17 protein-coding genes and 1 pseudogene are annotated in these 23,245 nt (G+C 50.2%); 2 read left to right on the top strand and 16 right to left on the bottom strand.

Annotated features, from left to right (window positions below; genetic code table 11):
- Positions 1-16: 16 nt before the first annotated feature.
- The 5 genes from ACLIN2_RS14965 to pdhA form a co-directional block, all read right to left on the bottom strand.
- Complete coding sequence (locus tag ACLIN2_RS14965; RefSeq protein WP_411504445.1) at positions 17-1,402, bottom strand: sigma-54 interaction domain-containing protein; 1,386 nt, start codon at positions 1,400-1,402, stop codon at positions 17-19.
- A gap of 224 nt (positions 1,403-1,626) precedes the next feature.
- A complete protein-coding gene (gene lpdA / locus ACLIN2_RS14960) occupies positions 1,627-3,066 on the bottom strand; it encodes a dihydrolipoyl dehydrogenase (protein ID WP_411504444.1) in 1,440 nt (479 codons plus the stop codon).
- Positions 3,067-4,374 carry a dihydrolipoamide acetyltransferase family protein gene (locus ACLIN2_RS14955; RefSeq protein ID WP_411504443.1) on the bottom strand — a complete coding sequence of 436 codons (1,308 nt, stop codon included), beginning with the start codon at positions 4,372-4,374 and terminating at the stop codon, positions 3,067-3,069.
- Between the two features lie 18 nt (positions 4,375-4,392).
- Positions 4,393-5,376, bottom strand: coding sequence for an alpha-ketoacid dehydrogenase subunit beta (locus ACLIN2_RS14950; protein WP_092269928.1), 984 nt, complete (start codon positions 5,374-5,376; stop codon positions 4,393-4,395).
- A complete protein-coding gene (pdhA, locus tag ACLIN2_RS14945) occupies positions 5,373-6,440 on the bottom strand; it encodes a pyruvate dehydrogenase (acetyl-transferring) E1 component subunit alpha (RefSeq protein ID WP_411504442.1) in 1,068 nt (355 codons plus the stop codon). The genes ACLIN2_RS14950 and pdhA overlap by 4 nt, the downstream gene beginning before the upstream one ends.
- 188 nt (positions 6,441-6,628) lie before the next feature.
- On the opposite strand from pdhA, the gene ACLIN2_RS14940 reads away from it, so the two are divergent.
- Entirely contained in the window at positions 6,629-8,038 is a 1,410-nt protein-coding gene (locus ACLIN2_RS14940) for a sigma-54 interaction domain-containing protein (protein WP_411504441.1), read from the top strand.
- 228 nt (positions 8,039-8,266) lie between these two features.
- Here ACLIN2_RS14940 and ACLIN2_RS14935 read toward each other — a convergent pair whose 3' ends face one another.
- From ACLIN2_RS14935 to gltB, 8 genes are all read right to left on the bottom strand, one after another.
- Positions 8,267-9,913: a flavin-containing monooxygenase gene (locus ACLIN2_RS14935; protein WP_411504440.1), complete on the bottom strand. Its 1,647-nt coding sequence runs from the start codon at positions 9,911-9,913 to the stop codon at positions 8,267-8,269.
- 210 nt (positions 9,914-10,123) lie between these two features.
- The gene (locus tag ACLIN2_RS14930; RefSeq protein ID WP_122960309.1) at positions 10,124-10,579 is read right to left on the bottom strand and encodes an SRPBCC family protein; all 456 of its coding nucleotides are present in this window, start codon (positions 10,577-10,579) and stop codon (positions 10,124-10,126) included.
- Positions 10,572-10,940, bottom strand: a complete 369-nt coding sequence (locus ACLIN2_RS14925; RefSeq protein ID WP_411504439.1) for an ArsR/SmtB family transcription factor — start codon at positions 10,938-10,940, stop codon at positions 10,572-10,574. The genes ACLIN2_RS14930 and ACLIN2_RS14925 overlap by 8 nt, the downstream gene beginning before the upstream one ends.
- Before the next feature lie 58 nt (positions 10,941-10,998).
- The gene (locus ACLIN2_RS14920; protein ID WP_411504438.1) at positions 10,999-12,234 is read right to left on the bottom strand and encodes an MFS transporter; all 1,236 of its coding nucleotides are present in this window, start codon (positions 12,232-12,234) and stop codon (positions 10,999-11,001) included.
- 8 nt (positions 12,235-12,242) lie between these two features.
- A complete protein-coding gene (locus tag ACLIN2_RS14915; RefSeq protein ID WP_411504437.1) occupies positions 12,243-12,686 on the bottom strand; it encodes a MerR family transcriptional regulator in 444 nt (147 codons plus the stop codon).
- A gap of 620 nt (positions 12,687-13,306) precedes the next feature.
- Positions 13,307-13,690, bottom strand: a complete 384-nt coding sequence (locus ACLIN2_RS14910) for an acyl-CoA thioesterase (protein ID WP_411504436.1) — start codon at positions 13,688-13,690, stop codon at positions 13,307-13,309.
- Between the two features lie 37 nt (positions 13,691-13,727).
- Entirely contained in the window at positions 13,728-14,267 is a 540-nt protein-coding gene (locus tag ACLIN2_RS14905; protein WP_411504547.1) for an NUDIX domain-containing protein, read from the bottom strand.
- A gap of 171 nt (positions 14,268-14,438) precedes the next feature.
- The gene (gltB, locus tag ACLIN2_RS14900) at positions 14,439-19,052 is read right to left on the bottom strand and encodes a glutamate synthase large subunit (RefSeq protein ID WP_411504435.1); all 4,614 of its coding nucleotides are present in this window, start codon (positions 19,050-19,052) and stop codon (positions 14,439-14,441) included.
- Between the two features lie 122 nt (positions 19,053-19,174).
- Between gltB and ACLIN2_RS14895 the strand changes: the two genes are divergently transcribed.
- The gene (locus tag ACLIN2_RS14895; protein ID WP_122922794.1) at positions 19,175-20,080 is read left to right on the top strand and encodes a LysR family transcriptional regulator; all 906 of its coding nucleotides are present in this window, start codon (positions 19,175-19,177) and stop codon (positions 20,078-20,080) included.
- A 65-nt stretch (positions 20,081-20,145) separates the two neighbouring features.
- Here the strand turns inward: ACLIN2_RS14895 and ACLIN2_RS14890 are convergent, their stop codons facing one another.
- From ACLIN2_RS14890 to ACLIN2_RS14880, 3 genes and pseudogenes are all read right to left on the bottom strand, one after another.
- The gene (locus tag ACLIN2_RS14890; RefSeq protein ID WP_411504434.1) at positions 20,146-21,729 is read right to left on the bottom strand and encodes a long-chain-fatty-acid--CoA ligase; all 1,584 of its coding nucleotides are present in this window, start codon (positions 21,727-21,729) and stop codon (positions 20,146-20,148) included.
- Between the two features lie 31 nt (positions 21,730-21,760).
- Positions 21,761-22,258 (bottom strand): class I adenylate-forming enzyme family protein, encoded by a 498-nt coding sequence (locus ACLIN2_RS14885; protein ID WP_411504546.1) that lies wholly within the window; start codon positions 22,256-22,258, stop codon positions 21,761-21,763.
- A 21-nt stretch (positions 22,259-22,279) separates the two neighbouring features.
- Positions 22,280-23,180, bottom strand: a pseudogene (locus ACLIN2_RS14880) (class I adenylate-forming enzyme family protein); the annotation flags it as partial.
- Between the last annotated feature and the right edge of the window lie 65 nt (positions 23,181-23,245).

Genomic DNA, 23,245 nt, shown 5'->3' with positions numbered 1-23,245 from the left:
ACCCTCCCCCTATGTGCTACACCAAGTGCTTTCGCTTTAGCTTATTTAAACGTCTGTACAACGTCGCAACACTGATTCCGAGATGCTCGGCTGCTTTTCGTTTTCCTTCTGTTGTTTTGCCAAATCGTTGGATCGCTTGAATAATCAGCTGCTCTTCCGTCTTTTCCAAGGAAGAAGCCGCAAAGGGCGGGGCTGGAGCAGCGGTTGCAGCCATGGTTTGCTCTTCTTCCAATACCCGATCACCTCGAATGGACGCAGGCAAGCTGCTGATCGTAACCAAATCCCCGATCTCCAGGTTCACAATGTACTCCAATGTGTTTTCCAGCTCACGGATATTCCCTGGCCATTGATATTCCAGCAAGCATTTCATTGCCGCTGTGGTAAAGCGCTTGGACTCCTTGCCTAGCCGATCTCCGAACCATTTCATGTAAAACTGAATCAAATCGTACAAATCTTCTTTACGATTCCGCAAAGCCGGGACATAGAGCGGGATGACATGCAGGCGATAGAACAGGTCTTCACGAAATTGTCCGCTGACAATCATCGACTCTAGATCCTTATGAGTAGCAGCGATCAGTCTCGTGTCTACCGGAATACTCTCTGACCCTCCAATGCGCTCAATCCGCCGCTCTTGCAAAACGCGCAGGAGCTTCGCTTGGAGAAAGGGTGGCATATCTCCGATTTCATCCAGAAACAAGGTCCCGTTCAAAGCCAGTTCAAACCTCCCTGGCTTTCCTCCTTTTTTGGCTCCGGTAAAAGCGCCATCCTCATAGCCAAACAGTTCACTTTCCAATAGGGATTCCGGTATTGCCGCACAGTTGATGGCGACAAACGGCCCGTTGCTTCGGTTGCTCGCATGATGAATCGACTGTGCCAGCACTTCTTTTCCCGTGCCGCTCTCACCCCGGATTAATACGGTCGAATCGCTTTTTGCTATTTTTCGCGCCTGCTCCAGTAAAGCGATCATAGCCGGACTGTTTCCCCGAATATCCTCGAATGAATAGCGCGTGGCATATTTTCGGTTTTTTTCGAATTCGGTCTCGATAACTTGCTCTGTGAACTGAAGGATGGCCCCTTCGACCTGACGATTGACGAATAACGGGTGCAAGCGGCAAAGATAAGGAAAGTGCTTGCCGGCAGCGTCCTTGATTTCTACCGGATAATCTCGAAGGGGCTTGCCTCTCCGTACAAAATCCAGCAGCTTCGTCGATTCTACGAGATCCGTCAGCCTCTGATTCAGCAGAACGACCTGTGAACGGCGCCAGATGTGCTCAGCTGTTGGGTTGACGTGTATGACTTGTCCACTCTTCTCAACTACCAAAATAGGCAAGGAGATAAAAGACAGAAGCCCCTCAACTTCCTGTAAAAGCATTTTCCGTTCCTTTTCTGTCTGCTCCGCCATTTTCATCCCCCCTTCGCGCGCGTCCCTGTATGCGTGTTTAGATTATTATAGCCGATCTATCCGCGCTCCCCCAAAAAAACTTGCTTGATCGCGATTCGACAAGTTGGCTGCCCCAAGACTTGTGCGGTGCCTTGGCACGAAAGGGTTAAAAAACCTAGTCCAAAAAATAAAAAAGAGCTGCACGCAAGCAACGTACAACTCCTCTTATTCACTCTATGGCTTGCCTACTGCAAGACTTTCGCTTTATTCACAATATGAATGGCGTGACCGAGTACCGCTTCTGCCGCTTCCAACCATACCTCACTCAGTGTCGGGTGGGGATGAATCGTGAGGGCCAAATCCTCTACTCGTGCAGCAAGCTCTAAGGCGAGCACACCTTCTCCAATCAGATTGGAAGCATCCGCGCCTACCAGGTGCAGCCCTAGCAGCAGATGGCTCTGTTCATCCACAATGACTTCTGCAAATCCTTCTTTTTCATCCGTCGCCAAAGCACGCCCGTTGGCACGGTAGGGAAAGGCTGCCGTTTTGACGCGATAGCCTTGCTTCTCCGCCTCTTCCTTTGTCAATCCCACTCCCGCGATTTGCGGCTCCGTAAAAATTACATATGGGACATACGGGGTGTCAAAGCTGCTTGGCAGCCCGGCAATGACCTCTGCCGCTACCACACCTTGCTTCGACGCTCGATGGGCCAAAGCTGGACCTGGCGTCACATCCCCGATCGCATAAATATGCGCCACGTTCGTACGCCCCGTGCTATCCACATGGATGTACCCTCGCTCGTCTGTCTGTACGCCTGCTTGTGACAGCCCGATCTCCCCTGTATTCGGCACACGCCCAATCGTAACGAGGACTTTTTCCACTGATACCTGCTCCCGTGTGTTCTGATGGGTCAAAATATCAAGGGTAACTTGAGCTTGCTCTACAGATGCAGCCTCTACCTTCGTCCCAGTGCGGATCGTGATCCCCAGCTTTTTTGCTTGCTTTAATACCTCTTGGCTGAGACTGGCAACCGTCTGCGGCAAGACCTTGTCTGCCGCTTCCACAATGGTGACTTTTGCGCCCAGCTTGGCAAAAGCCATCCCGAGCTCCATCCCGATATACCCGCCGCCTATAATCCCCAGTGACTGAGGGACTTCCTGCAGATTCAAAGCATCCGTGGAGTCCAATATATGTACCCCATCCGGTTTCACGAATGGCGGCGTGAAAGGTCTGGAGCCTGTCGCGATAATTGCTTGGCGAAACTTGTATGTCTCGAAATCACCGCCGGTCTCGACTCCGATCCGGTCATTGGACAAAAACGTCGCTGAGCCTTTTACTACGGTGACGCCATTGGCTTGGCAAAGATGGTCCACCCCATTTTTCAACTGATTTACGATCGATTCTTTCCACGTCTGCCAGGTGGACATCTGAAAAGTGACGTCTCCTTTTGGCAGCTGAATTCCCAGCTTCTCCAAACTCGCCAGCTTGTGATATTCCCCTGCGCTGTGAATGAGCGCCTTGGAAGGAATACACCCTCGATTCAGGCACACTCCACCGAGCTGATCCTTTTCAATCAGGACCACTGATTTTCCCAGCTGGCCGAGGCGAATGGCAGCAGCATATCCGCCAGGTCCTCCACCGATTACGACAACATCTGTCTCGACTGCAACCTCTCCGACTACCATCTATACCATCTCCACGAACAACAAATTCGGATCCTCCAGCAGCTCTTTGATGCGGTTCGTAAACCGGACTGCCGTAACTCCATCGATTAGGCGATGATCAAAGGACAGTGACAGGTTCATCATCCAGCGAATCACGCCCTTATCTTCGCGAACAACCCAGCGCTTCTCCATTTTGTGCAAAGCCATGATCGCGACTTCCGGGTGATTGATGATCGGAGTCGCTTGCAGGCCGCCGATCGGACCTACGTTGCTGATCGTAAAAGTACCGCCCGTAATCTGATCCAGCGAAAGCTTGCCATCTCTTGCCAGCTGAGCAAGCTCGCTGATTTCGCGAGCGATCTGGAGGAAGGATTTACGATCAGCTTCCTTGATCACCGGTACGATCAGCCCGTCTGGTGTATCGGTAGCAATTCCAATATTGTAAAAATGCTTCAAAAGAACTTCATTCGACGCATCGTCTATGGAGGCATTAAACGTCGGGAACTCTTTTAAGGCGATCACTAGCGCTTTCACGAAAAACGGCAGGAACGTCAGCTTGATTTGGCGCTTGTTTGCATGAGGCTGCAAACGCTCGCGCAATTCGCGCAGCTGATCCATTTCGATTTCATCGACGGAGGTGACGTGCGGGATGATCGTCACGGATTTCACCATATGCTCCGCGATTTTTTTGCGAATCCCTTTCAGTGGCAAGCGTTCTACCCGCATCTGCGATGAGGTCTCAGGCGCAGCGAAGGCAGTGGCCGCTACCTGCTCCTCCGCCTTTCGCACACTGGCCGACTTTGGTTCTGTTTTGGCTGGGACCAGCGAAATATCTGGCGTGCTTGGCTTGCTGCTTCCCTGTTGGAATTGTCGCAGATCTTCTTCCGTTACTCGTCCGATCGGTCCTGTGCCGATGACTCGCTCGATGTCTATTTTCATTTCGCGAGCCAACTGACGCACATACGGCGTAGCCAATGAACGTCGATTCTGAGTCGTTTGACTCGTTTGCGGGACTGCGGGGCGCTTCTCTGCTGCCTTTTGGATTGGTTTTTCGGTTTCTTGAGCAGGGTCAGCTGGAGCACTCACTGCCGCTTCTCCCGTTCGGATCACTAAAAGCGTCGAGCCTACCTCTACGGTTTCTCCCTCCGCTACTTTAATTTCTTGGATGACTCCGCTAACGGGTGCAGACAGCTCTGCGTTTACTTTATCCGTCTGTACTTCGATTACAGGCTGATCCTGTGACACGGTATCGCCAGGACGGACCAGAATCTTCAGGATTTCACCTTCATGCATGCCTTCCCCCACATCGGGTAGCTTAAACTCTACCATTGCCCTCGCTCCTTCTTTCTAGTACGTAACCGTTTCCAAAATTCCGTTCATGACACGACTTGGCGTTGGCATGTAATCATCCTCGATGCTAAATTGCGGAACGGGTACATCAAAACCGGTTACCCGCTTCACAGGGGCTTTCAGGTAAATCAGTGCTTCATCGTTTATGACTGATATGATTTCGGCACCCACACCCATAGTCTTATGCGCTTCATGGACGACCATCGCACGCCCCGTCTTTTTCACGGAGGAGACGATCGTATCCCGATCCAGTGGGTAAATCGTGCGCAGATCTACCACTTCGCAGCTGATTCCCTGCTCTCTCTCGATCTGTTTCGCTGCGTCATCGGCTACGCGAAGCATCGCTCCCCAGGCGAAAATAGACAGGTCATTTCCTTCACGGACCACCTTTGCTTTGCCGATTGGCTCCCGGTACATTTCCTCTGGTACTTCTTCCTTAAAGGCGCGGTAAAGCTTTGTCGGCTCCAGAAAAATAACGGGATCCGGGTCTTCCATTGCCGCGATGAGCAGGCCTTTGGCGTCGTACGGATTGCTCGGGACTACGACCTTCAAGCCGGGTACGTGAGCGAAAAACGATTCCACGCTCTCTGCATGCAGCTCAGGCCCGCGAATGCCTGCTCCGTACGGTGTACGAACCACCAAAGGTACGTTGTAATGACCGCGCGTCCGGTAGCGCATCCGTGCCGCATGAGAGACGATCTGCTCGAAGCCTGGATAGATAAAGGCGAGGAACTGGATTTCGACTACGGGAATCATTCCATTCATGGCAAGCCCGATTGCCGCACCAATAATGCCCGATTCAGCTAGCGGTGTATCCACGACTCGATTCTGACCATATTTTTGAAGCAGGTTTTCAGTCGCCCGAAATACCCCACCGTTCACTCCAATGTCCTCACCGAGCAGCATGGTGCGAGAATCTTCTGCCATCTTTTGGTCCATCGCTTCTGTGATCGCCTGTATCATTGTCAGTTTTCGCTTCATGCTGGGATCCCTTCCTTTTTCACAGGCTGTGCGAGTTCTTTTTCTTGTTCAGCCGCCATCCAGGTAGGCTCCGCATAGACGTGCTTGAACATATCCTCTGGACGCGATTTCGGGTAGCTCTCCGCTTCAGCCAGCGCAGCATCGATCTTCTCCCCAAAGCTTGCGAGGCGCTCATTTTCCCACGCTTCTGTCCACAGTCCTTGCTTTTCCAAATAGACGCGCAGCCGTTGGATGGGATCGCGTTCACGTCTCCATTCTTCCGATACGTTTTCCTGGTCGCGGTATTTTTTCGGATCGTCTGCAGTCGTATGCGCTCCATAGCGGTATGTCACGGCCTCGATCAATGTCGGTCCTTCCCCGGCTTTGGCACGCTCGATCGCCTGCCTAATCGTCATAAAGACTGCAAACACGTCGTTTCCATCCACGCGAACGCCAGGAATGTCATAAGCAGCTGCGCGTTGGGCAATCGTTTTCGACGCAGACTGCTGCGAGAAAGGAACGCTGATGGCATAGCCATTGTTTTGGCACAAGAAGATCGTCGGCGTTTTAAATACCCCAGCGAAGTTGAGTGCCTCATGGAAATCCCCTTCAGAGGTCGCTCCGTCTCCAAAATAGGCCAAGCTGACCTTCTTTTCCCCTTTCAGCTTGCTCGCCCACGCTGTACCCACGGCATGGATCATTTGCGTTGCGATCGGCACACATTGCGGCATGATGTTCAAATGGCTAGGGCTGATACTGCCGTCCATATGTCCCATCCAATAAAGGAAAACACGGGCCATCGACTGACCATGCACGATGCTCGCCGCATGATCGCGATACGTTGGGAACAGCCAGTCTCCAGGGCTCAGCGCCATGGCACTGCCTACCTGTGAAGCTTCCTGTCCTTCAAAAGGTGCATAAGTACCCATCCGACCTTGACGCTGCAAGATAATTGATTTACGGTCAAACATTCGAACGAGCAGCATATTTTCAAACATTTTCACCATCGTAGCTTGATCCAGTTGGCCATCGAGGTTTGTGGCGAGCTCCCCTTCTGGAGTCAATACCTGATATAATGTAGACATTCCAACATCCCTCTCTTTCTGATTCGCTTCGTTACGCTACTGTAGAGCAAATAACGTGCCAAGCGAAAAAACGGCATTTTCGGCCACTAACGACGCATAGATGATCATTTTTGCATATGCATCTTTGCTCATGAATGCTCAATTCTGACTATTCCCACGAAAGACAGACTGGGTCCAAGGGGGCAACCATGTTTCGTACAAAGTTTTTTCAGTCAAGCGATACCGAGGAGCTCGTCAAACTGATGACAACCGTTCTGCAAAGCTCGCATGATGGCCTTGCAATCTGCGACAGGAATGGCTATGTCCTTCTCTATAATGAAGCGTATTTGCAAATCACGGGTATACCGGCAGAGGTGTTGAATCAATACAGCTATTTCGAGCAAAAGGATTTACATATGGTGCCGGATTCCTCAGCTGTGCGGGCGATGAAGACGAAGCAAATGCACAGCGTTGTCATCGATTACGCAAACGGCCGAAAAGCGATCAATACAGCCACTCCGCTGCTGGATGAAAATCAGGAGCTGCTGTACGTTGTCGGAAACGTTCGCGACATTACGGAGCTTAACCAGCTGCAGCAGGAGCTTGAAGAGACACGTCAGATCAACACTGCCTTTCAGCAAGCTTTGGAACAAATCCGCAACGACATCGACTACGACGGACAGCTCATCTACCGCAGCAATCTCATGCTGCGAATCGTGGCACTTGCGGATCGTTTTGCCACGAACGATTCTCCCATCCTCCTGCTTGGGGAATCAGGTGTGGGAAAGGATGTGCTGGCAAACTACATCCATACGAAAAGCGGAAGAACGGGAGAATTCATCAAGATAAACTGCGGAGCGATCCCGGATCATCTGCTGGAATCTGAGTTGTTCGGGTATGAAAAAGGGGCGTTTACCGGTGCCAGTCATGCAAAAGAAGGTCTTTTTGAATTGGCGCACAGCGGCACTATCTTTCTCGATGAAATAGGTGATCTGCCCTATCCACTGCAGGTAAAGCTGCTTAACGTCCTGCAGGATGGGAAAATCCGGCGTTTGGGGGGAAAAACGTCCCGCGAGGTCAATATGCGAATCATCGCGGCCACCAACAGCGATCTGGAAACCATGGTCGAGCAAAAGCGGTTTCGCCAGGATCTTTTTTACAGGCTGAACGTCCTTTCTATTACCATACCCCCATTACGCGAGCGGCGTGAGGATATACCTGCCCTAATTTTTTACTTTTTGAAGCTGCTGGAGAAGAAATACCAGCAAGACATGCGCGTGGAGTCAGATGCGCTGGAAGCTCTGCTGGAGTACGACTGGCCAGGAAATATTCGCGAGCTGAAAAACGTCGTAGAACGCTCCTACCACCTGAGCGAGCAAGGAAAAATATCACTGGAGCAGCTCCCTACCTCCATACGCAAGGTGCAGCATGCTGCGATCCCAGCCGAGCTATCCACCATGGATCCTTCTCTGTCATTGAAGGAGGCTGTCGATCATTTTGAACGAGAATACATTCACCGCATTTTGCAAGAGACTAAGACCATGCAGGAATGTGCAGACCGTTTAGGCGTAAACATCTCTACGCTCGTACGCAAGAAACGGAGCTTGGGAATTAAATAGAGATTAGAAAACTTGGCTGCGCCAAGCCTTTTGCACCCAAAGGGTACAGGTCTCCGCCTTAGTACCCAAAGGGCACAAGTCTTGCTATCTCACTTCGTTCGAAGTCTCGCTATGTTGCACTTATACTGGATAAGAATCTTATCAATTCTTACTGTACAAAAAAACAGCTCGCATCCCAAAGGATCGAGCTGTTTTTTCCTGCTTTGGATGAAGCGTATTAGAACGAGTTCACTTGCCCGCTTTCTGGAACGCGTTAAAAGTAAAGCCTTCGTACCCCCTCTCCGCGATACCTGTACATATCTGGCGGTAGTTTCCCACACCTCCGAGGTAGATGGGGAACCCAACCGGCTTATCTTTAATATTCGCGCCTGTATACCAGGATTCGGCCTTGGTAAACAGTGTTGCGCTGGCAACCTCCCAGCAGTGCTTGCTCCATGCTTCTTCTGCATCCTTCACGGCCTCTATACTCTCATAGCCTTGTTCACGAATATATTGAATGCAATCCGCGATCCACTCCACGTGCTGTTCGATGGATACAGGCATGTTGCTCAGTACAGACGGGCTTTCCGGTCCGGTGATCATGAACATGTTGGGAAAGCCTGCGTTGGCGATCCCCAGATACGTTTTCACGTTTGCCCCTTCCGCCCACTTGTCTTTCAGCTTCTCGCCGTTTTTTCCAACGATGTCCATTTTCATCAAAGGCCCTGTCATTGCGTCGTAGCCGGTGGCGAACACCAGAATGTCCAGCTCGTATTCGCCTTTTTCCGTGCGAATTCCCTTAGGCGTGATTTCAACGATCGGGTCTGCTTTTACGTTTACCAGCGTGACATTCTCCCGGTTGTAGGTTTCAAAATAGCGCGTGTCTAGAATCGGACGTTTGGTCGCAAAAAAATAATTCGGCATCAGCATTTCCGCAGTCTTTTCATCGTGTACGACCGCCCTGATCTTGGAGCGAATAAACGCAGATAATGTCTCATTCGCTTCTTCGTTCACAAGCAAATCGTTAAAGGTACTAGTGAGAATCAGACCCCCTTGGGCCCAAGCGGATTCATAAACCTGCTGCCGCTCCTCCTCCGATACTTCCAGTGCCGAAGCTCGGCTGCGTTTGTAAGGGAAACCCGCCGTAGATTCTCGCATCGACTGTTTCATCTCATGAAAGCGGTTTTTGGCATTTTGCACGTACACTTCTTCCAAATCATGATTCTGTGCAGGCGAGCTATATTGCGCTGTTCTTTGAAAAACGGTCAGGTGCAAGGCTTCTTCCGCAATTACAGGTATGGACTGGATTCCGCTTGAGCCAGTACCGATCACCCCTACACGCTTACCATGGAAATTTACTTTCTCATGCGGCCAATTTCCGGTGTGGAACCATTGTCCCTCAAAGGTTTCGAGTCCTTTCATTTTGGGAACGTTCGTTGCGGATAAGCAGCCCACAGCCGAAATAAAATAAGTAGCCATGACGGTTACCCCATCATTCGTTTGAATTCTCCACTTGCGCTCATTGTCATCGTAGTGCGCCGCAGTGACTCTTGTACGGAATTGAATATCTCTGCGCAGGTCGAATTTATCCGCAACGAAGTTCAAGTAACGCAAAATTTCCGGTTGTCCCGGATAGCGGGAAGACCAGGTCCATTCCTGATACAGCTCTTCGGAAAACGTATAGTTGTAGTAGATGCTCTCGGAGTCGCATCTCGCACCCGGGTAGCGATTCCAATACCAGACCCCGCCTACGCCTTCTCCTGACTCATAGACACAAGCGGACAAACCAGCTTGGCGCAGCCTATGCAGCATGTACAGCCCGGAAAACCCCGCTCCGACAATGACAGCATCAAACGCAGGAAGCGGATTAGATTTTGTGTTGTGTTGCGTTGTCATCCAGCCTTCCCCCTCACAACGGAAATTTGAAAGCGCTCTACAGAACATCCCTGTCTCCCTATCGATATTTTCATTTTAATCTTATTTGTAAAGCGGAGAAATTACCTGTTTTCAGGCAGACAGACTCCCTCAAATCAGGGGGTTGCCCCCCCTTTCACAGGCATAAAAAAATAACCGCTTCTAGGGCGGTTATTCGGCAGATTTCATGGCTCACAGGCTAATCGGCGCCAAGGTTTTGCCTGTTTCCAGCAAGCTTTTCAGGTTGCTGAGAATGGCTGGCCATCCGTTGTTCAATCCCTCAAATGTGTCATCTCGGTCTACGATGTCTACGGATACGAGCTTCTCATGCTTCAATGTCAGCTTGACCGCAGAGTCCATCTGCTTCAGCTCAAAGGTCACTACAGTCGGCTCTTCCCGAACAGCTGTGTCTGCTGTATACGTCCAGGTAAACGACAACACCCGATGCGGCTCACACGTAAGGATCTTTCCATAATCAGAGACTTTTCCATCTCGGGAATAGGTGATTTCAGAACCGACCTTCCAGTCAGACTGAATTTTGCTTCCAAAGAAATACTTCTCCGTAAAGTCACTATTCGTCAGTGCTTCCCAGAGTTTCTCCGGTGTCGTCGCGATGTAGGTCACATAAACGAAGGTCGAATTATCCATGCGTGTCCTCCTCAAGCTTTCTTTTCAGTTCCACCAAAGCATCGATTCGCTGCCGCTCGTATTTCCCAATCCAACGGTCGTAGATTTCTGCGATGGGAGCGGCATTCAAGTAATGCCGTTTGTGCCTGCCTTGCCATTCCACTACGACAAGATGTGCCTCCTCCAAAATGACGAGATGTTTCGTGACCGATTGCCGCGTCATATCGAGATGATCGCACAGCTCACTGAGTGTTTGCCCGTTATTCTGATAGAGCAAGTCCAGAAGCTGCCTTCTTGTCGCATCCGCTAACGCTTTGAATACCTTGTCCATGTCTTGATTATATGCAACCAAATAGCTGCATGTCAATTCTCCTTCTGCCATGCAGACACACAAAAAAAGAACCCCACGTTCATTCTTGGAGTTCTCCAGCCTTTTCATCTTAATGACCCGAACCAGCGTGATCTACGTGCATGACGTGGCGGCGATTCAGGAATACAAAAACCACAGACAAGAGGACAAAGCACGCCCCTACAATAAACGGAACATGAGGGTTGAACCACTCTGCCAGCTTACCTGCCATCACAGGAGCAATCGCACCGCCGATAAATCGCAAGAAGCTATACGCAGCCGAAGCAGTCGAACGCTCGACTGGTGCTGCATTCATCACAGCGGTCGTAATCAGCGTATTGTTATTCCCCAGCAAAGCGCCGGAGAAAATGACTGACACAATCACGACAGCTGGTGTATTCGTCCATATTCCCATGGCGAGAAGGGTTAAGCCAAAAAAGCCGAGCATGACGGACATGGATTTGACTGTCCCAAACTTTCGCTGCAGGATGGGCGCCATGAAGACCGACGTGACGGCAAGCAAGACTCCCCATCCTAAAAAGACGTAACCCAGCCCATGCTCATCCAGTCCCATCACGAAAGGAGCGTACGCCATGAGAGTGAAAAACCCGATGTTGTATAAGCAAGCCGTCAACCCAAGCACGACGAGGGAACGATGCTTCATCGCACGGAATGGATCGCTAAACGAGGTCTTCTTTTTCGGAGCATTGGTTGTCACAGCCTCAGCCGGCATGAGGAAAATAAGGGCGATAAAAGCAATTACCATCAACGAAGCTACTCCAAAAAATGGACCTCTCCAAGAGATCGCTCCCAGCTCTCCTCCCAGCAGTGGACCGACAGAAATACCAAGTCCGATTGCAGCTTCATACAGGATGATCGCCTTTGTCACACCTGATCGGGACAAAGAGACAATCGCCGTCAATGCGGTGGCTACGAAGAGTGCATTCCCAAGCCCCCAGCCTCCACGCAATCCACCCAGTACCCAAATATGATTGGATATACCTCCGAGAAAAGAAAAAAGCGCGATGATGACAATCCCAGTAAGCAGCGTCTTTTTCACACCGATCCGGGAAGCAATCATCCCTGTGAACAGCATAGCTATCGCCATGACGGCATTATAGCTGGTAAAAAGCATACTGACTTCACTCGGGGTTGCATGCATCTTTTCCGCAATAGCCGGCAGAATCGGGTCAACCAGCCCAATGCCCATGAAAGCAATAATTCCCGCAAAAAATACCGCCCAGACGGATCGGGGCTGCTGCAGAAGTCCAGCCTCGTACGTATCCGCACGGTTTGCCTTGGCTGCAGCATTTCCTGAACGTGACATCCTTATCTTCACTCCTGATTTGCCATCATGGCTGTGTATTTTGTTTTGGCGATTTCTACGCGCTCCTGCAAATCTACGAGTTCAAACCGGAACTGCTTGATCTTCTCCAGCTTTAGATCAATCATGCGAAGCTGTTTCTCCAGCGTTTCCTCCAGCTCGGCTACTTTTTCCAGCTTCTTCTGAATATCCTCTGTTTGCTTGGCTTCCACACGCTGATTGTTGACACTATCGCTCATCTGGATAAACTCTACAAGCTCCGGCAGTGAAAAGCCCAGCACATCCCGTGCGCTGATGATCTTCTTTAGCATCTCAATATGCCGCTCTGTATACATGCGATAGCCTCCGTCACTTCTCTCGGGCGGAAACAGCAAGCCGATTTCCTCATAGTAACGGATGGTGCGCTTCGTCAAGCCGCACTCTTTTGCGACTTCTTCGATTTTATAAAAGCTCATGACATCTCCCCTCAAGTCCTTCTGATTTATGGAACTAAATTATCACGTAAGTAACGTTTACGTCAACGTTAATATTTTGCGACAACATTTGCACGCTATCTGTGTGATCCATTTATTGTAAAAAACAAGGAGATGAACGTTGTTACTCGAATGGTTACATGGGAATGAAGTTTTCCCAAAGCCTGAGTTTTAGCGAGATTCCACGAAAATGAATGCGAGGTGCTACATGTTGGCTGGAATCATCAAGGAAAAGCGAATTTAAATCGTATACCAAGCCTTTCCTACAGCACAAACCCGTGAGTCAGGGCTGTGGGCCGCATCTTTTCGTGTAACAAAAAAATACCCTCGAGTTATCCCCGAGGGCCGTTGATAGAATTTCTTGTTACAACCTTGATGAATCGATCTGTAATTCACTCCAGTCAAAGGTAAAAGGAAAGAATCCATCATTTTCCTTGCCCCCAACCTTCTGCTTCATAATGAACGTTACCATTGCTCGTTGTTGAAAATGCGTAATACGAATATTGTTCCCACCGTACCACCTTAGCAGTATCTCCTTTTAATCCAGTTACTTCTGGATATCTTGGTAACTACCGGTAATAACGGTTGGATCAGCGTAGCTCTTATTTCCACAAGGGTTCGACAGCTACACGCATGATATCCGGAATGCGAATTTTTTCTTTCGTGTTCTTATCTACGGCTACAAAAGTCACCTCTGCTTCCAACACCTCTGCCTCACGTTGATTCGTGATGGTCTGCTTCAGAACGAAGCTCGTATTTCCGACGTGGTGAACGCTGGTTTGAATGCGAAGCTGATCACCTAGAAAGCTTTCCTTTTTGTAGGAAGCGTTCAGATTCGCCATAAAAGAGCTGAAACCCAGGTTCGAAAAGGCTTCATACCACGGTATGCGTGCCTGCTCCAAAAATTCCAGGTACTTCACGTTGTTCACATGTCCTGCTTGGATGACGTCAGGTTGTACGACCAGCTCATAAACAGTAGATTGCATGCGTTTCCCTCTCTTTCCTTATCGGGTTCGGATTTTGCTAGAGTCGGAAATAGACATCCCCATTCCCAGCCGCTGTCGCTTTCTGATCAATTGTAAGTCCGTTTTTGTCTACGTGCAGTGCTACATCGAGCAGCCATCTGGTGAAGCTGGCCAGCTCCATATCCTTCATTTCCTCCAGAGAAAAGAAGCCTGCTTGGTCGACTTCCACTTCATCTGGTCGAGGTTCGCCTTCCACATAATCCATTTCGAATGCAATGTATACATTATGAATGCTGCGTGGCTGGTCGCGGACCGCAACAATGCTTTTCACTTCTGCCTGTATGCCTGTCTCTTCCAAAACCTCACGCACGATTGTTTGTTCAATCGGCTCCAGCTGTTCAATATACCCACCCGGATTCGTCCACTTTCCTTTTCCCGGTTCCTGCGCTCTGCGTACGAGGAGCATTTTTTCGTCCTTAAACACGAGGGCTCCGACCCCAATACTGTAGTTTCCCCAGTGAACATTGCCACAAGCTGTGCAGACGCGACGTTCGACCCCATCTACTTCGCGGGTCTCCATCGGGTGTCCACATGACATACAGAAGTTAACAGCCATCTCTCTCATCCATCCCTTTTTCTTTCTATGATAAGAAAATGATAGCAGATCGTTCCCTAAGAAAGAAATGCCTGAACTGCCCGGGAAGCTAACAAAGAAAAAACCGATCCTCACCTGACAGCAGTGAAGGATCGGTTTTGATGCTTTGGAATACTACTTTCCGACAGTAGCCGCGACTTGTTCTTCCGCTTTACGCTTTGGGGCTTTTTCGGAGTTTTTCTTTTGGCTCATCTCAAAAGCTGCCAAAATGGCTTCGCTGCGCTTCATTCCGGACTGAAGCAATTCTTCCAGCGTGAGAATGATTTGCTTGTAGTCTTTTGGAATGACTTTGACGAACTTTGTTACTGTCTGCTCCCATTGGTCGAGCAATCTTTGGGCATGCTTGCTGCCAGTATACGCGACATGCTTTTCCAGAAGCTGTTTCACTTCCTTCCTTTCGCGTTCCTCCTGCAGCTGTTCAAGCAGTACCATTTCCTGATTGCAGGAAGCGGCGAACACTTCTTTGTTTTCTACCAAAACATATGCCGTACCGCCTGACATCCCGGCTGCAAAGTTTTTCCCGACCTGGCCCAGCACGACGACACGTCCGCCTGTCATGTATTCCAAGCCATGATCGCCGACTCCTTCGACTACAGCTGTCATGCCGCTATTGCGTACGCAGAAGCGCTCTCCTGCCATACCGCCGATATAGGCTTCACCGGATGTCGCACCGTAGAACGCCACGTTCCCGATGATGATGTTCTTTTCGGGAGCAAAGGTCACTTTTTGCGAAGGGAACACTGCAATTTTCCCGCCGGACAATCCTTTGCCTACATAGTCGTTCGCATCGCCTTCCAGCTTCATCGTGATACCACGTGGGACAAAGGCACCAAAGCTTTGACCAGCAGACCCTTGGAAATTCAGCAGAATGGTATCCTCAGGCAAACCATGCTCGCCATAGCGTCTCGTCACTTCACTGCCCAGAATGGTTCCCACCACACGATTCGTGTTGTTGATCGGCAGCTTGACTTCCACTTGGCGCTGCTTGGTCAGCGCTGGTTTGGTCAGATCAAGCAGATGCTTGCGGTCCATCGTGGCATCCAGCTTGTGATCTTGTGCACGCTGATGGAATCTGCCTGTATCGCCCTGTACCTCTGGCTGGAACAGAAGCAGAGACAAATCAATGTGCTTCGCTTTCCAGTGTTCTTTCGCTTTGTCGTTCATCGTCAGGAGATTGCTGCGGCCGATCATGTCCTCGAAAGAACGGAAGCCCAGCTGAGCCATGATTTCACGTACTTCACGGGCTACGAAGCGCATGAAGTTTACCGCATGCTGCGGATCTCCCTTGAATTTTTTGCGCAGATCCGGATTTTGGGTAGCAACTCCTACCGGGCAGGTATCCAAATGGCACACCCGCGCCATGACACAACCGATGGAAACAAGTGGTGCAGTCGCAAAGCCAAACTCCTCCGCACCGAGCAATGCCGCGATGACAACGTCACGACCTGTCATCATTTTGCCATCTGTCTCTACTACGACACGATCGCGAAGCTGGTTTAAGAGCAGCGTTTGATGGGTTTCGGCAAGTCCCAGCTCCCACGGCAATCCTGCGTGCTTGATACTGCTTTTTGGCGATGCACCCGTCCCGCCATCGTGTCCGCTGATGACGATCACATCCGCCAGACCTTTGGCAACACCTGCAGCAATCGTACCTACCCCTGCTTTGGAAACGAGCTTCACGCTGATCCGTGCTTTTGGATTCGCATTTTTCAAGTCGAAGATCAACTGTGCCAAATCTTCAATGGAATAGATATCGTGATGCGGCGGTGGAGAGATCAGCCCGACGCCCGGTGTAGATTTCCGTACTTCCGCGATCCACGGATAAACCTTGTTCCCTGGGAGCTGGCCGCCTTCACCTGGTTTCGCCCCTTGCGCCATTTTTATTTGAATCTCGCTGGCATTGACCAGATAGTGGCTGGATACGCCGAATCGCCCGGAAGCTACCTGTTTGATCGCACTGCGGCGCAGGTCGCCATTTTCGTCTGTAAGATAGCGCTGTGGATCCTCTCCGCCTTCCCCGCTGTTGCTTTTTGCACCCAGACGGTTCATTGCAATCGCCAGTGACTCATGTGCTTCCTTGCTGAGGGAACCGTAGGACATGGCACCTGTTTTAAAGCGGTGAACGATGGAATCTACAGACTCTACTTCGTTTAAAGGCACAGGCTTTCTGTCCGATTTAAAATCTAACAGATGGCGCAGGAACGCAAATTGCTGTTCATTTGCCAGTTCCGAATACAGTTTGTATTGCTCATAGCTGCCTTCACGAACAGCCTTTTGCAGAGCGTGCACCGTCTTTGGATTAAAGAGGTGAAACTCGCCGTCACGACGGAATTGGAAATCGCTTCCTGCCTCCAACGTTTCCTCCGCATGCTCAGGCAAAAAGGCTTTTGCATGACGGATCAACGCTTCTTTTGCAATAATCTCCAGCGTGATTCCTCCGATTTTGGAGGCTGTACGTGTGAAGTATCGATCGATGACAGTCTGGTCAACGCCGACGGCTTCGAAAATTTGTGCACCACGGTAGCTTTGGACGGTGGAAATTCCCATTTTGGACATGACCTTCACGACGCCCTCAATGGCCGTTTGTAGGTAGATCCCCACTGCTTCTTCCGCAGTAACATCAGAGACCTTCTGCGCTTCGACCAGCTCAACCAAAGAATCAATGGCCACATAAGGATTGATCGCATCTACACCATAACCGATCAGCATTGCAAACTGATGGACGTCACGCGGTTCTCCGGATTCGATGATCAAGCTTACTTGCGTCCGGGTACCTTGACTTACCAAGTGATGATGAAGGCCGCTGCCTGCCAGCAATGCGGGAATGGCAGCTAGCTCTGCGTTCATCCCACGGTCAGACAAGACCAGCAAGGTGTTACCCTCTGCCATCGCTTGCTGGGCAGAAGCAAACAACTCATCTAGCGCCTTCTCCAGCTCTTCCGCGCCACCGTTGGCCGGGAACAGAATCGGCAATCTCTTCGCTTGAAACTCTGCATGTGGATTGCTTACCAGCTGTGCCAGCTCTGCGTTCGACAACAGCGGGGAACTGAGGCGAATACGCCGGCTGTTGCTCTCATCTGGTGCCAGCAGATTTCCCTCTGCACCCAGATAGGATAAAGTAGAAGTGACACATGCCTCACGAAGCGCATCGATTGGTGGATTGGTTACCTGTGCAAAAGATTGCTTGAAGTAGTTGTACAGCAGCTGTGGGCGATCAGACAGGACAGCCAATGGCGTATCGATCCCCATCGAGCCGATCGGATCCTTTTTCTCGGCAACCATCGGCGTCAGAACTTTGGACAGCTCTTCCTGCGTATATCCAAAAGCTTTTTGAAGTGCCAGCAATGCCTCTTTCGTCAGCTTGGCTGGAGAAACAGCTTTTGGCAGGTTTGCAAGCGATACCAGGTTTTTGCTGACCCATTCTTCATAAGGCAGCTCGCTGGCAATCTGCTGCTTGATCTCTTCATCGGAGACAATTCTACCTTCCTCCAGATCGACGAGAAGCATTTTGCCTGGACTCAGACGTCCTTTTTGCACGATCTTTTCATCTGGAATTTCGAGAACCCCTACCTCCGATGAGAAAATAATAGTATCATCAGAGGTAATATAGTAACGAGCAGGACGCAGACCGTTGCGGTCCAGAATCGCCCCGATTTGTTTTCCATCGGTAAAGGAAATCGCTGTTGGACCGTCCCATGGCTCCATCAAGCAGCTGTGATATTCATAGAACGCTTTTTTCGCAGCGTCGATATTTTTGTCTTGGTCCCATGGCTCAGGGATCAGCATCATGGCCACGTGCGGCAGCGACCGACCGGCCAGGGAGAAGAATTCCACACAGTTATCGAGAATCGCAGAGTCACTGCCTTCTAGATCGATAACAGGCACGACTTTGTTCAGATCTTCTCCAAACGCTTCTGATTGGAACATTTGTTCACGCGCACGCATCCAGTTGATGTTTCCTTGCAGCGTATTGATCTCACCATTGTGGATCAGATAACGATTGGGATGAGCACGCTCCCATGTCGGAAACGTGTTCGTGCTAAAGCGGGAATGCACGACAGAAAATGGGGACGCGTAGCTTTCGTCTTGCAAATCCGTATAAAACTGATCCAGTTGCTCTGGAGTCACTAAGCCTTTATAAACAATGGTTCGGCTGGACATGGAAGCTGCATAGAAGCCTTCTTTCGCGATCCGCTCCATTTGTTTTCTGATCATATACAATTTTCTTTCAAATGCGAGCTGTTCTTTGACCTGCGAGCTAGCGCCGATAAATACTTGGCGGACAAACGGCTGACTCGCCTTCGCTGTTTTGCCGATTTTCGTCGCATCGGTTGGAACCGTTCTCCATCCGAGCAGCTTTTGACCTTCTTTGATAATGATCTCTTCCAATTGTTTTTCGTACGTCTGGCGGAGAGTCTCGTCCATTGGGAGAAACAGCATGCCCACACCGTACTTGCCTTGGGCAGGAAGCTTGAAGCCTAGCTCTTCACATGACTTTTTGAAGAAGCTGTGCGGAATGCCTGTCAAAATACCGGCACCGTCGCCTGTTTCCGGATCGCTTCCCTGTCCACCCCGATGCTCCAAGTGACAGAGAATTTCCAATCCTTTTTTCACCATCTCGTGATTCGCCTTGTTTTTCAAGTTGGCGATAAAGCCGATCCCACAAGCGTCATGTTCGTACATCGGGTCATAAAGTCCCTGTCGTTCAGGCATTCCACGCATTGTCATAATCTCCACTCCTTACTCTCTCTGGTAAGACTTATTTTAGATTGAGCAAATTATTTAAACAATATATAATAATTGGTGAATTGATCTCATATTGAGATAAGTCGCGTGTAAGGAGATAAAAAATGGATTTCAGACAGATACAATACTTCATTGAGGTCGCCAAACGTGAGCATTATACGGAGGCAGCCCATTCCCTTCACGTCGCCCAATCCGCACTTAGCAGGCACATGGCCATTCTGGAAAAGGAACTGGGCGTGTCTTTGTTTATCCGAGAAGGACGAAATGTCAAACTGACGAATATCGGCAAGATTTTTCTCCAGCATGCAGAGCTGTCATTGGCTGAGATCGAGAAAGCCAAGAAAAAGATCAAGGAAATCCTCGATCCCGAGCGCGGTTCAATCCGTGTAGGCTTTACCAGCAGTCTCGCAGCCAACCCGCTTCCTGCTGTGATTTCCGCTTTCCGCGCGCGCTATCCGGACATCGGCTTTCAGCTGCGGCAAGGTGCCTATCTTCCCCTGATCGATTCGGTCATCAAAGGGGAGCTTGACATCGCGTTTCTCGGCCCGGTTCCCACTCAGGAAAAAAACGTGCAGAGCCACATCTTTTTTGCCGAAGAGATCGTTGCCCTGCTGCCGGCGAAGCACCCACTGGCGAAAAATCAAACGCTGCGTTTGAGCGAGCTGATGCAGGATACATTTGTTTTGTTCCCACCGGGGTATATTTTGCGCAGCATTGTCGTCAATGCCTGTGCTCAAATGGGGTTCGAGCCCAAAGTCGCATTTGAAGGAGAAGATATCGACGCCATCAAAGGGCTGGTGGCCGCTGGACTTGGAGTGACCCTGCTACCAGAACTGACCTTGGCAGATAATGTCCCGCGTGAGACTGTCAAGCTGCGAATCAATGAACCAATCGTGACGAGAACCGTAGGCATCATCATCCCGAAAAACCGGGAGCTGCCTCCTTCGGAAAAACTGTTTTACAACTTCCTGAAGGAGTTCTTTGACAGATTGGGCCGCTATAGTGGATGAGGAAAGACAAAAACTGACGCCTTTGAGCGTCAGTTTCTTTTTTGTCGGGATATTCTTAGATTCGCTTACGTCAATGAAGTGGCATACAGCTCCGCATACTCTTTCTTTAGCAGATGCTTTTGGATTTTGCCTGTTGTCGTCATGGGAAAGGCTTTGACGGTCACGACTTTTTTCGGTACCTTGAAGCCTCCCAATTGGGTTCTGCACAGCTGGATGATTTCTTCTTCTGGCACTGCCTCATCGTCCTTGGAGATGACAAAAGCCGTCAGCGCCTCCGTCCAATGCACGTGAGGCAAACCGACCACTGCGACATTGAGCACCCGTGGATGCTGGAAGATGACCTTTTCCACCTCGATCGATGCCACGTTTACGCCGCCTGTTTTAATCATGTCTTTCTTTCGGTCTGCGAACCACAGGATGTTATCTTCGTCAAAATATCCCTCGTCCCCGCTATGAAACCACCCGTTAGCAAAAGCCTGTTCCGTGTTCTGTGGATCATTCAAATAGCCTTCCATCGTTTGCGGGCTGCGGTAGACGATTTCACCGACTTGCCCTGTCGGCAATAGATCTCCATATTCATTCATGATCCCAACCTCGACATTCGCAGCCGGTGTTCCCACCGCACCCGATTTGGTCAATTGATGCTCAGGCCGGAATACAGTAGCGACCGGAGCCATTTCTGTCTGACCGAACAACAGGGCAAAATCGCATTGGAAAACATCATGTGCTCGCTGCAAATCTTGATTGGGCATAGGTGCCATCGCATAAATGCACAGCCTGAGCGTAGTCAAATCAAAGCTTTCCCTCTCCGGGTGATCGAGCAAAGCACGGTACATCATGGGGAGGCCGAAGATTTGAGTGACTCCCTCCCGTTCGATGAGCTGCATGACAGCAACGGGGTCGAACTTTTTAACAATCACGGTCGTTCCCCCAGCGATCATGACTGGCGTTGTAACCGCATTCAATTGTGCGGTATGAAACAGAGGCAGCATAGCGATCGAGACATCGTTCTCCGTAAATTTCAAATCAAAGGCGGTACCCAACGTATTTAAGTAAACCGCAATGTGACTGCTCATGACCCCTTTCGGATGAGAGGTCGTTCCACTGGTGTACAAACATTGCATGAGGTCGCGATCTTCCACGTGGCATAAAAGCTCCGTGTCGTTCTGAGCCTCCCATACTTGTTCCCACTTGTGGCAGCGAATCGCTCCTGGTTGCTCGGGAACCGACTCAGTACCAATCAGGATGAGATCCGTGACAGCATGGTGCTCCCCTTCCGCAGGCCATTTATCTAGAAACATCTCTTCCAATACGACTGCTTTTGCGCCAGAGTCCTGTAAAATGTAGGAGACCTCATCCGGATGCAGCGCCAAATTAATCGGAATGATAGTGATCCCCGCTTTGGCGCAGGCAAAATAAACAAGCACAAATTCGATGGAATTGCTCGCCAAAATCGCCAAGCGGTCGCCATGCCCCAGGCCCAATGCGAGCAAGCCCCTCGCGACTTGATTGACCCACGCATTGCACTCTTTGTAGCTGATTCTGCGATCGCCTTCAATTACTGCCGTTTTATGAGGAAACCGCGCCGCGCTTCGCTTCAAAATATCCCCCACGTTCACACGGTGAATCAAATTGTACGCAATCGACATGGCCATCCCTCCTCATGTTTATTTTTAAAATTCAGACAATATTTCCGCCAGATGTCTCGCTTGTGCTTTGCTGCATCCGATATTGCTGCTTGAGAATACTTTTATTGATTTTTCCGCTTCCTGTCTTGGGGAGTTCCGAGACGAAGAGGACCTTTCGCGGTCGTTTGTATCCAGCGAGTCCGCGATGCTGCACGCAAAACGCTTCGATATCGGCAATAGCGACATTCGCTTCTTCCCGGGGGACGATAATCGCGGTAACCTGCTCCACCCATCTTTCGTGCGGCGTTCCAATGACGGCAACTTCAGCAACGGAAGGATGCTCCGCCAGAATGTTTTCCACTTCCTTCGGGTAAACATTTTCGCCGCCGGTAATAATGAGATCATCGAAGCGGTCGGTATAGTACAGGTACCTGTTTTCATCCCAGCGGACGATGTCCCCTGTCTTCAACCACCCGTCCTCAAATCGCTCGCGATTCAACTCGTCCTGCTTCCAGTAGCCAGGAGTCACGACGTCACCTCGCAAATACATCACCCCTGCTTCCTCGTCACCAGGTGCGATCAGTCTCTCTCCGTCAGCAGAGACGATTTTGGTTTCCACGACTTGTGCCATTGGTTTGCCCATCGATCCTGGGATGCGCCGTTCTCCTGCTTGATACGTAATCATCAAACCGGATAGCTCTGTTTGCCCATAGATTTCCAGCAAATTCACACCTACTACCTCTTCAAAATACTCGCAAATCACACTGGGTGTAGGAGACCCCCCAAAGAAGCACAATCGGTAATGATTCATCGGGCGCTGCTCCTGCGGGTTTGCTTTGAAAAAGTTCACGACATCCACCTGTAAAAAGCGTAGGAAGTGTCGTACACTGCAATCCTCCTACATGAAACATCGGAAGGGTAGCCAATATATGATCACGTGAAGTCAGCTTCCATGCATCCACAACCATCTCGATCGATGCGGAATTGGTTCGATGAGTTTGCCTGACTCCTTTCGGCTTGCCGGTCGTCCCGCTCGTGTACATCAGCATCGCGTCTTCTGAATCCCGGCAGGGCAAGACCGACACCTTCTGCTCCACACTTGTTTTATAGATCTCGGATAAGCACGTATGACGATTGCCTTCCTCCAGTTCTCCGGCAAACAGCAGCCGGATGTGCGCGTGCTCTGTCAAGATGTCTTGTAATTTTTCAAGGTCTTCCCTGGTCAAAGCAAGCCATTTGATCTCAGCGTCCGCGATCACAAACGCAAGCTCTTCTTGGCGGAATCGATAGTTGATGGGGACAGCCACTCCCCCAAGCATCCATGCGGCATAAAAAAGAATGAGGTAATCAGGGCAATTGGCTAGATAGATACCTACTTTGTCACCTTTGGTAAATCCATTTTTACGAAAATACGCTGCGAGGGCTCTGGCCCTCTGGTCAAACTGTTCATAAGTGATTTCTTTCTCGTCCATTCGAATAGCAACCTGCTGAGGATTCTCTCGAACGGATCTTTCCAGATAGGATGCGAGATTCATTT

The organism is Brevibacillus centrosporus, from assembly GCF_046622605.1.
GTDB classification, from domain to species: Bacteria; Bacillota; Bacilli; order Brevibacillales; family Brevibacillaceae; genus Brevibacillus; species Brevibacillus centrosporus.
The sequence above is the reverse complement of the archived record's forward strand: the minus strand, read 5'-3'. Positions and strand labels throughout refer to the sequence as shown.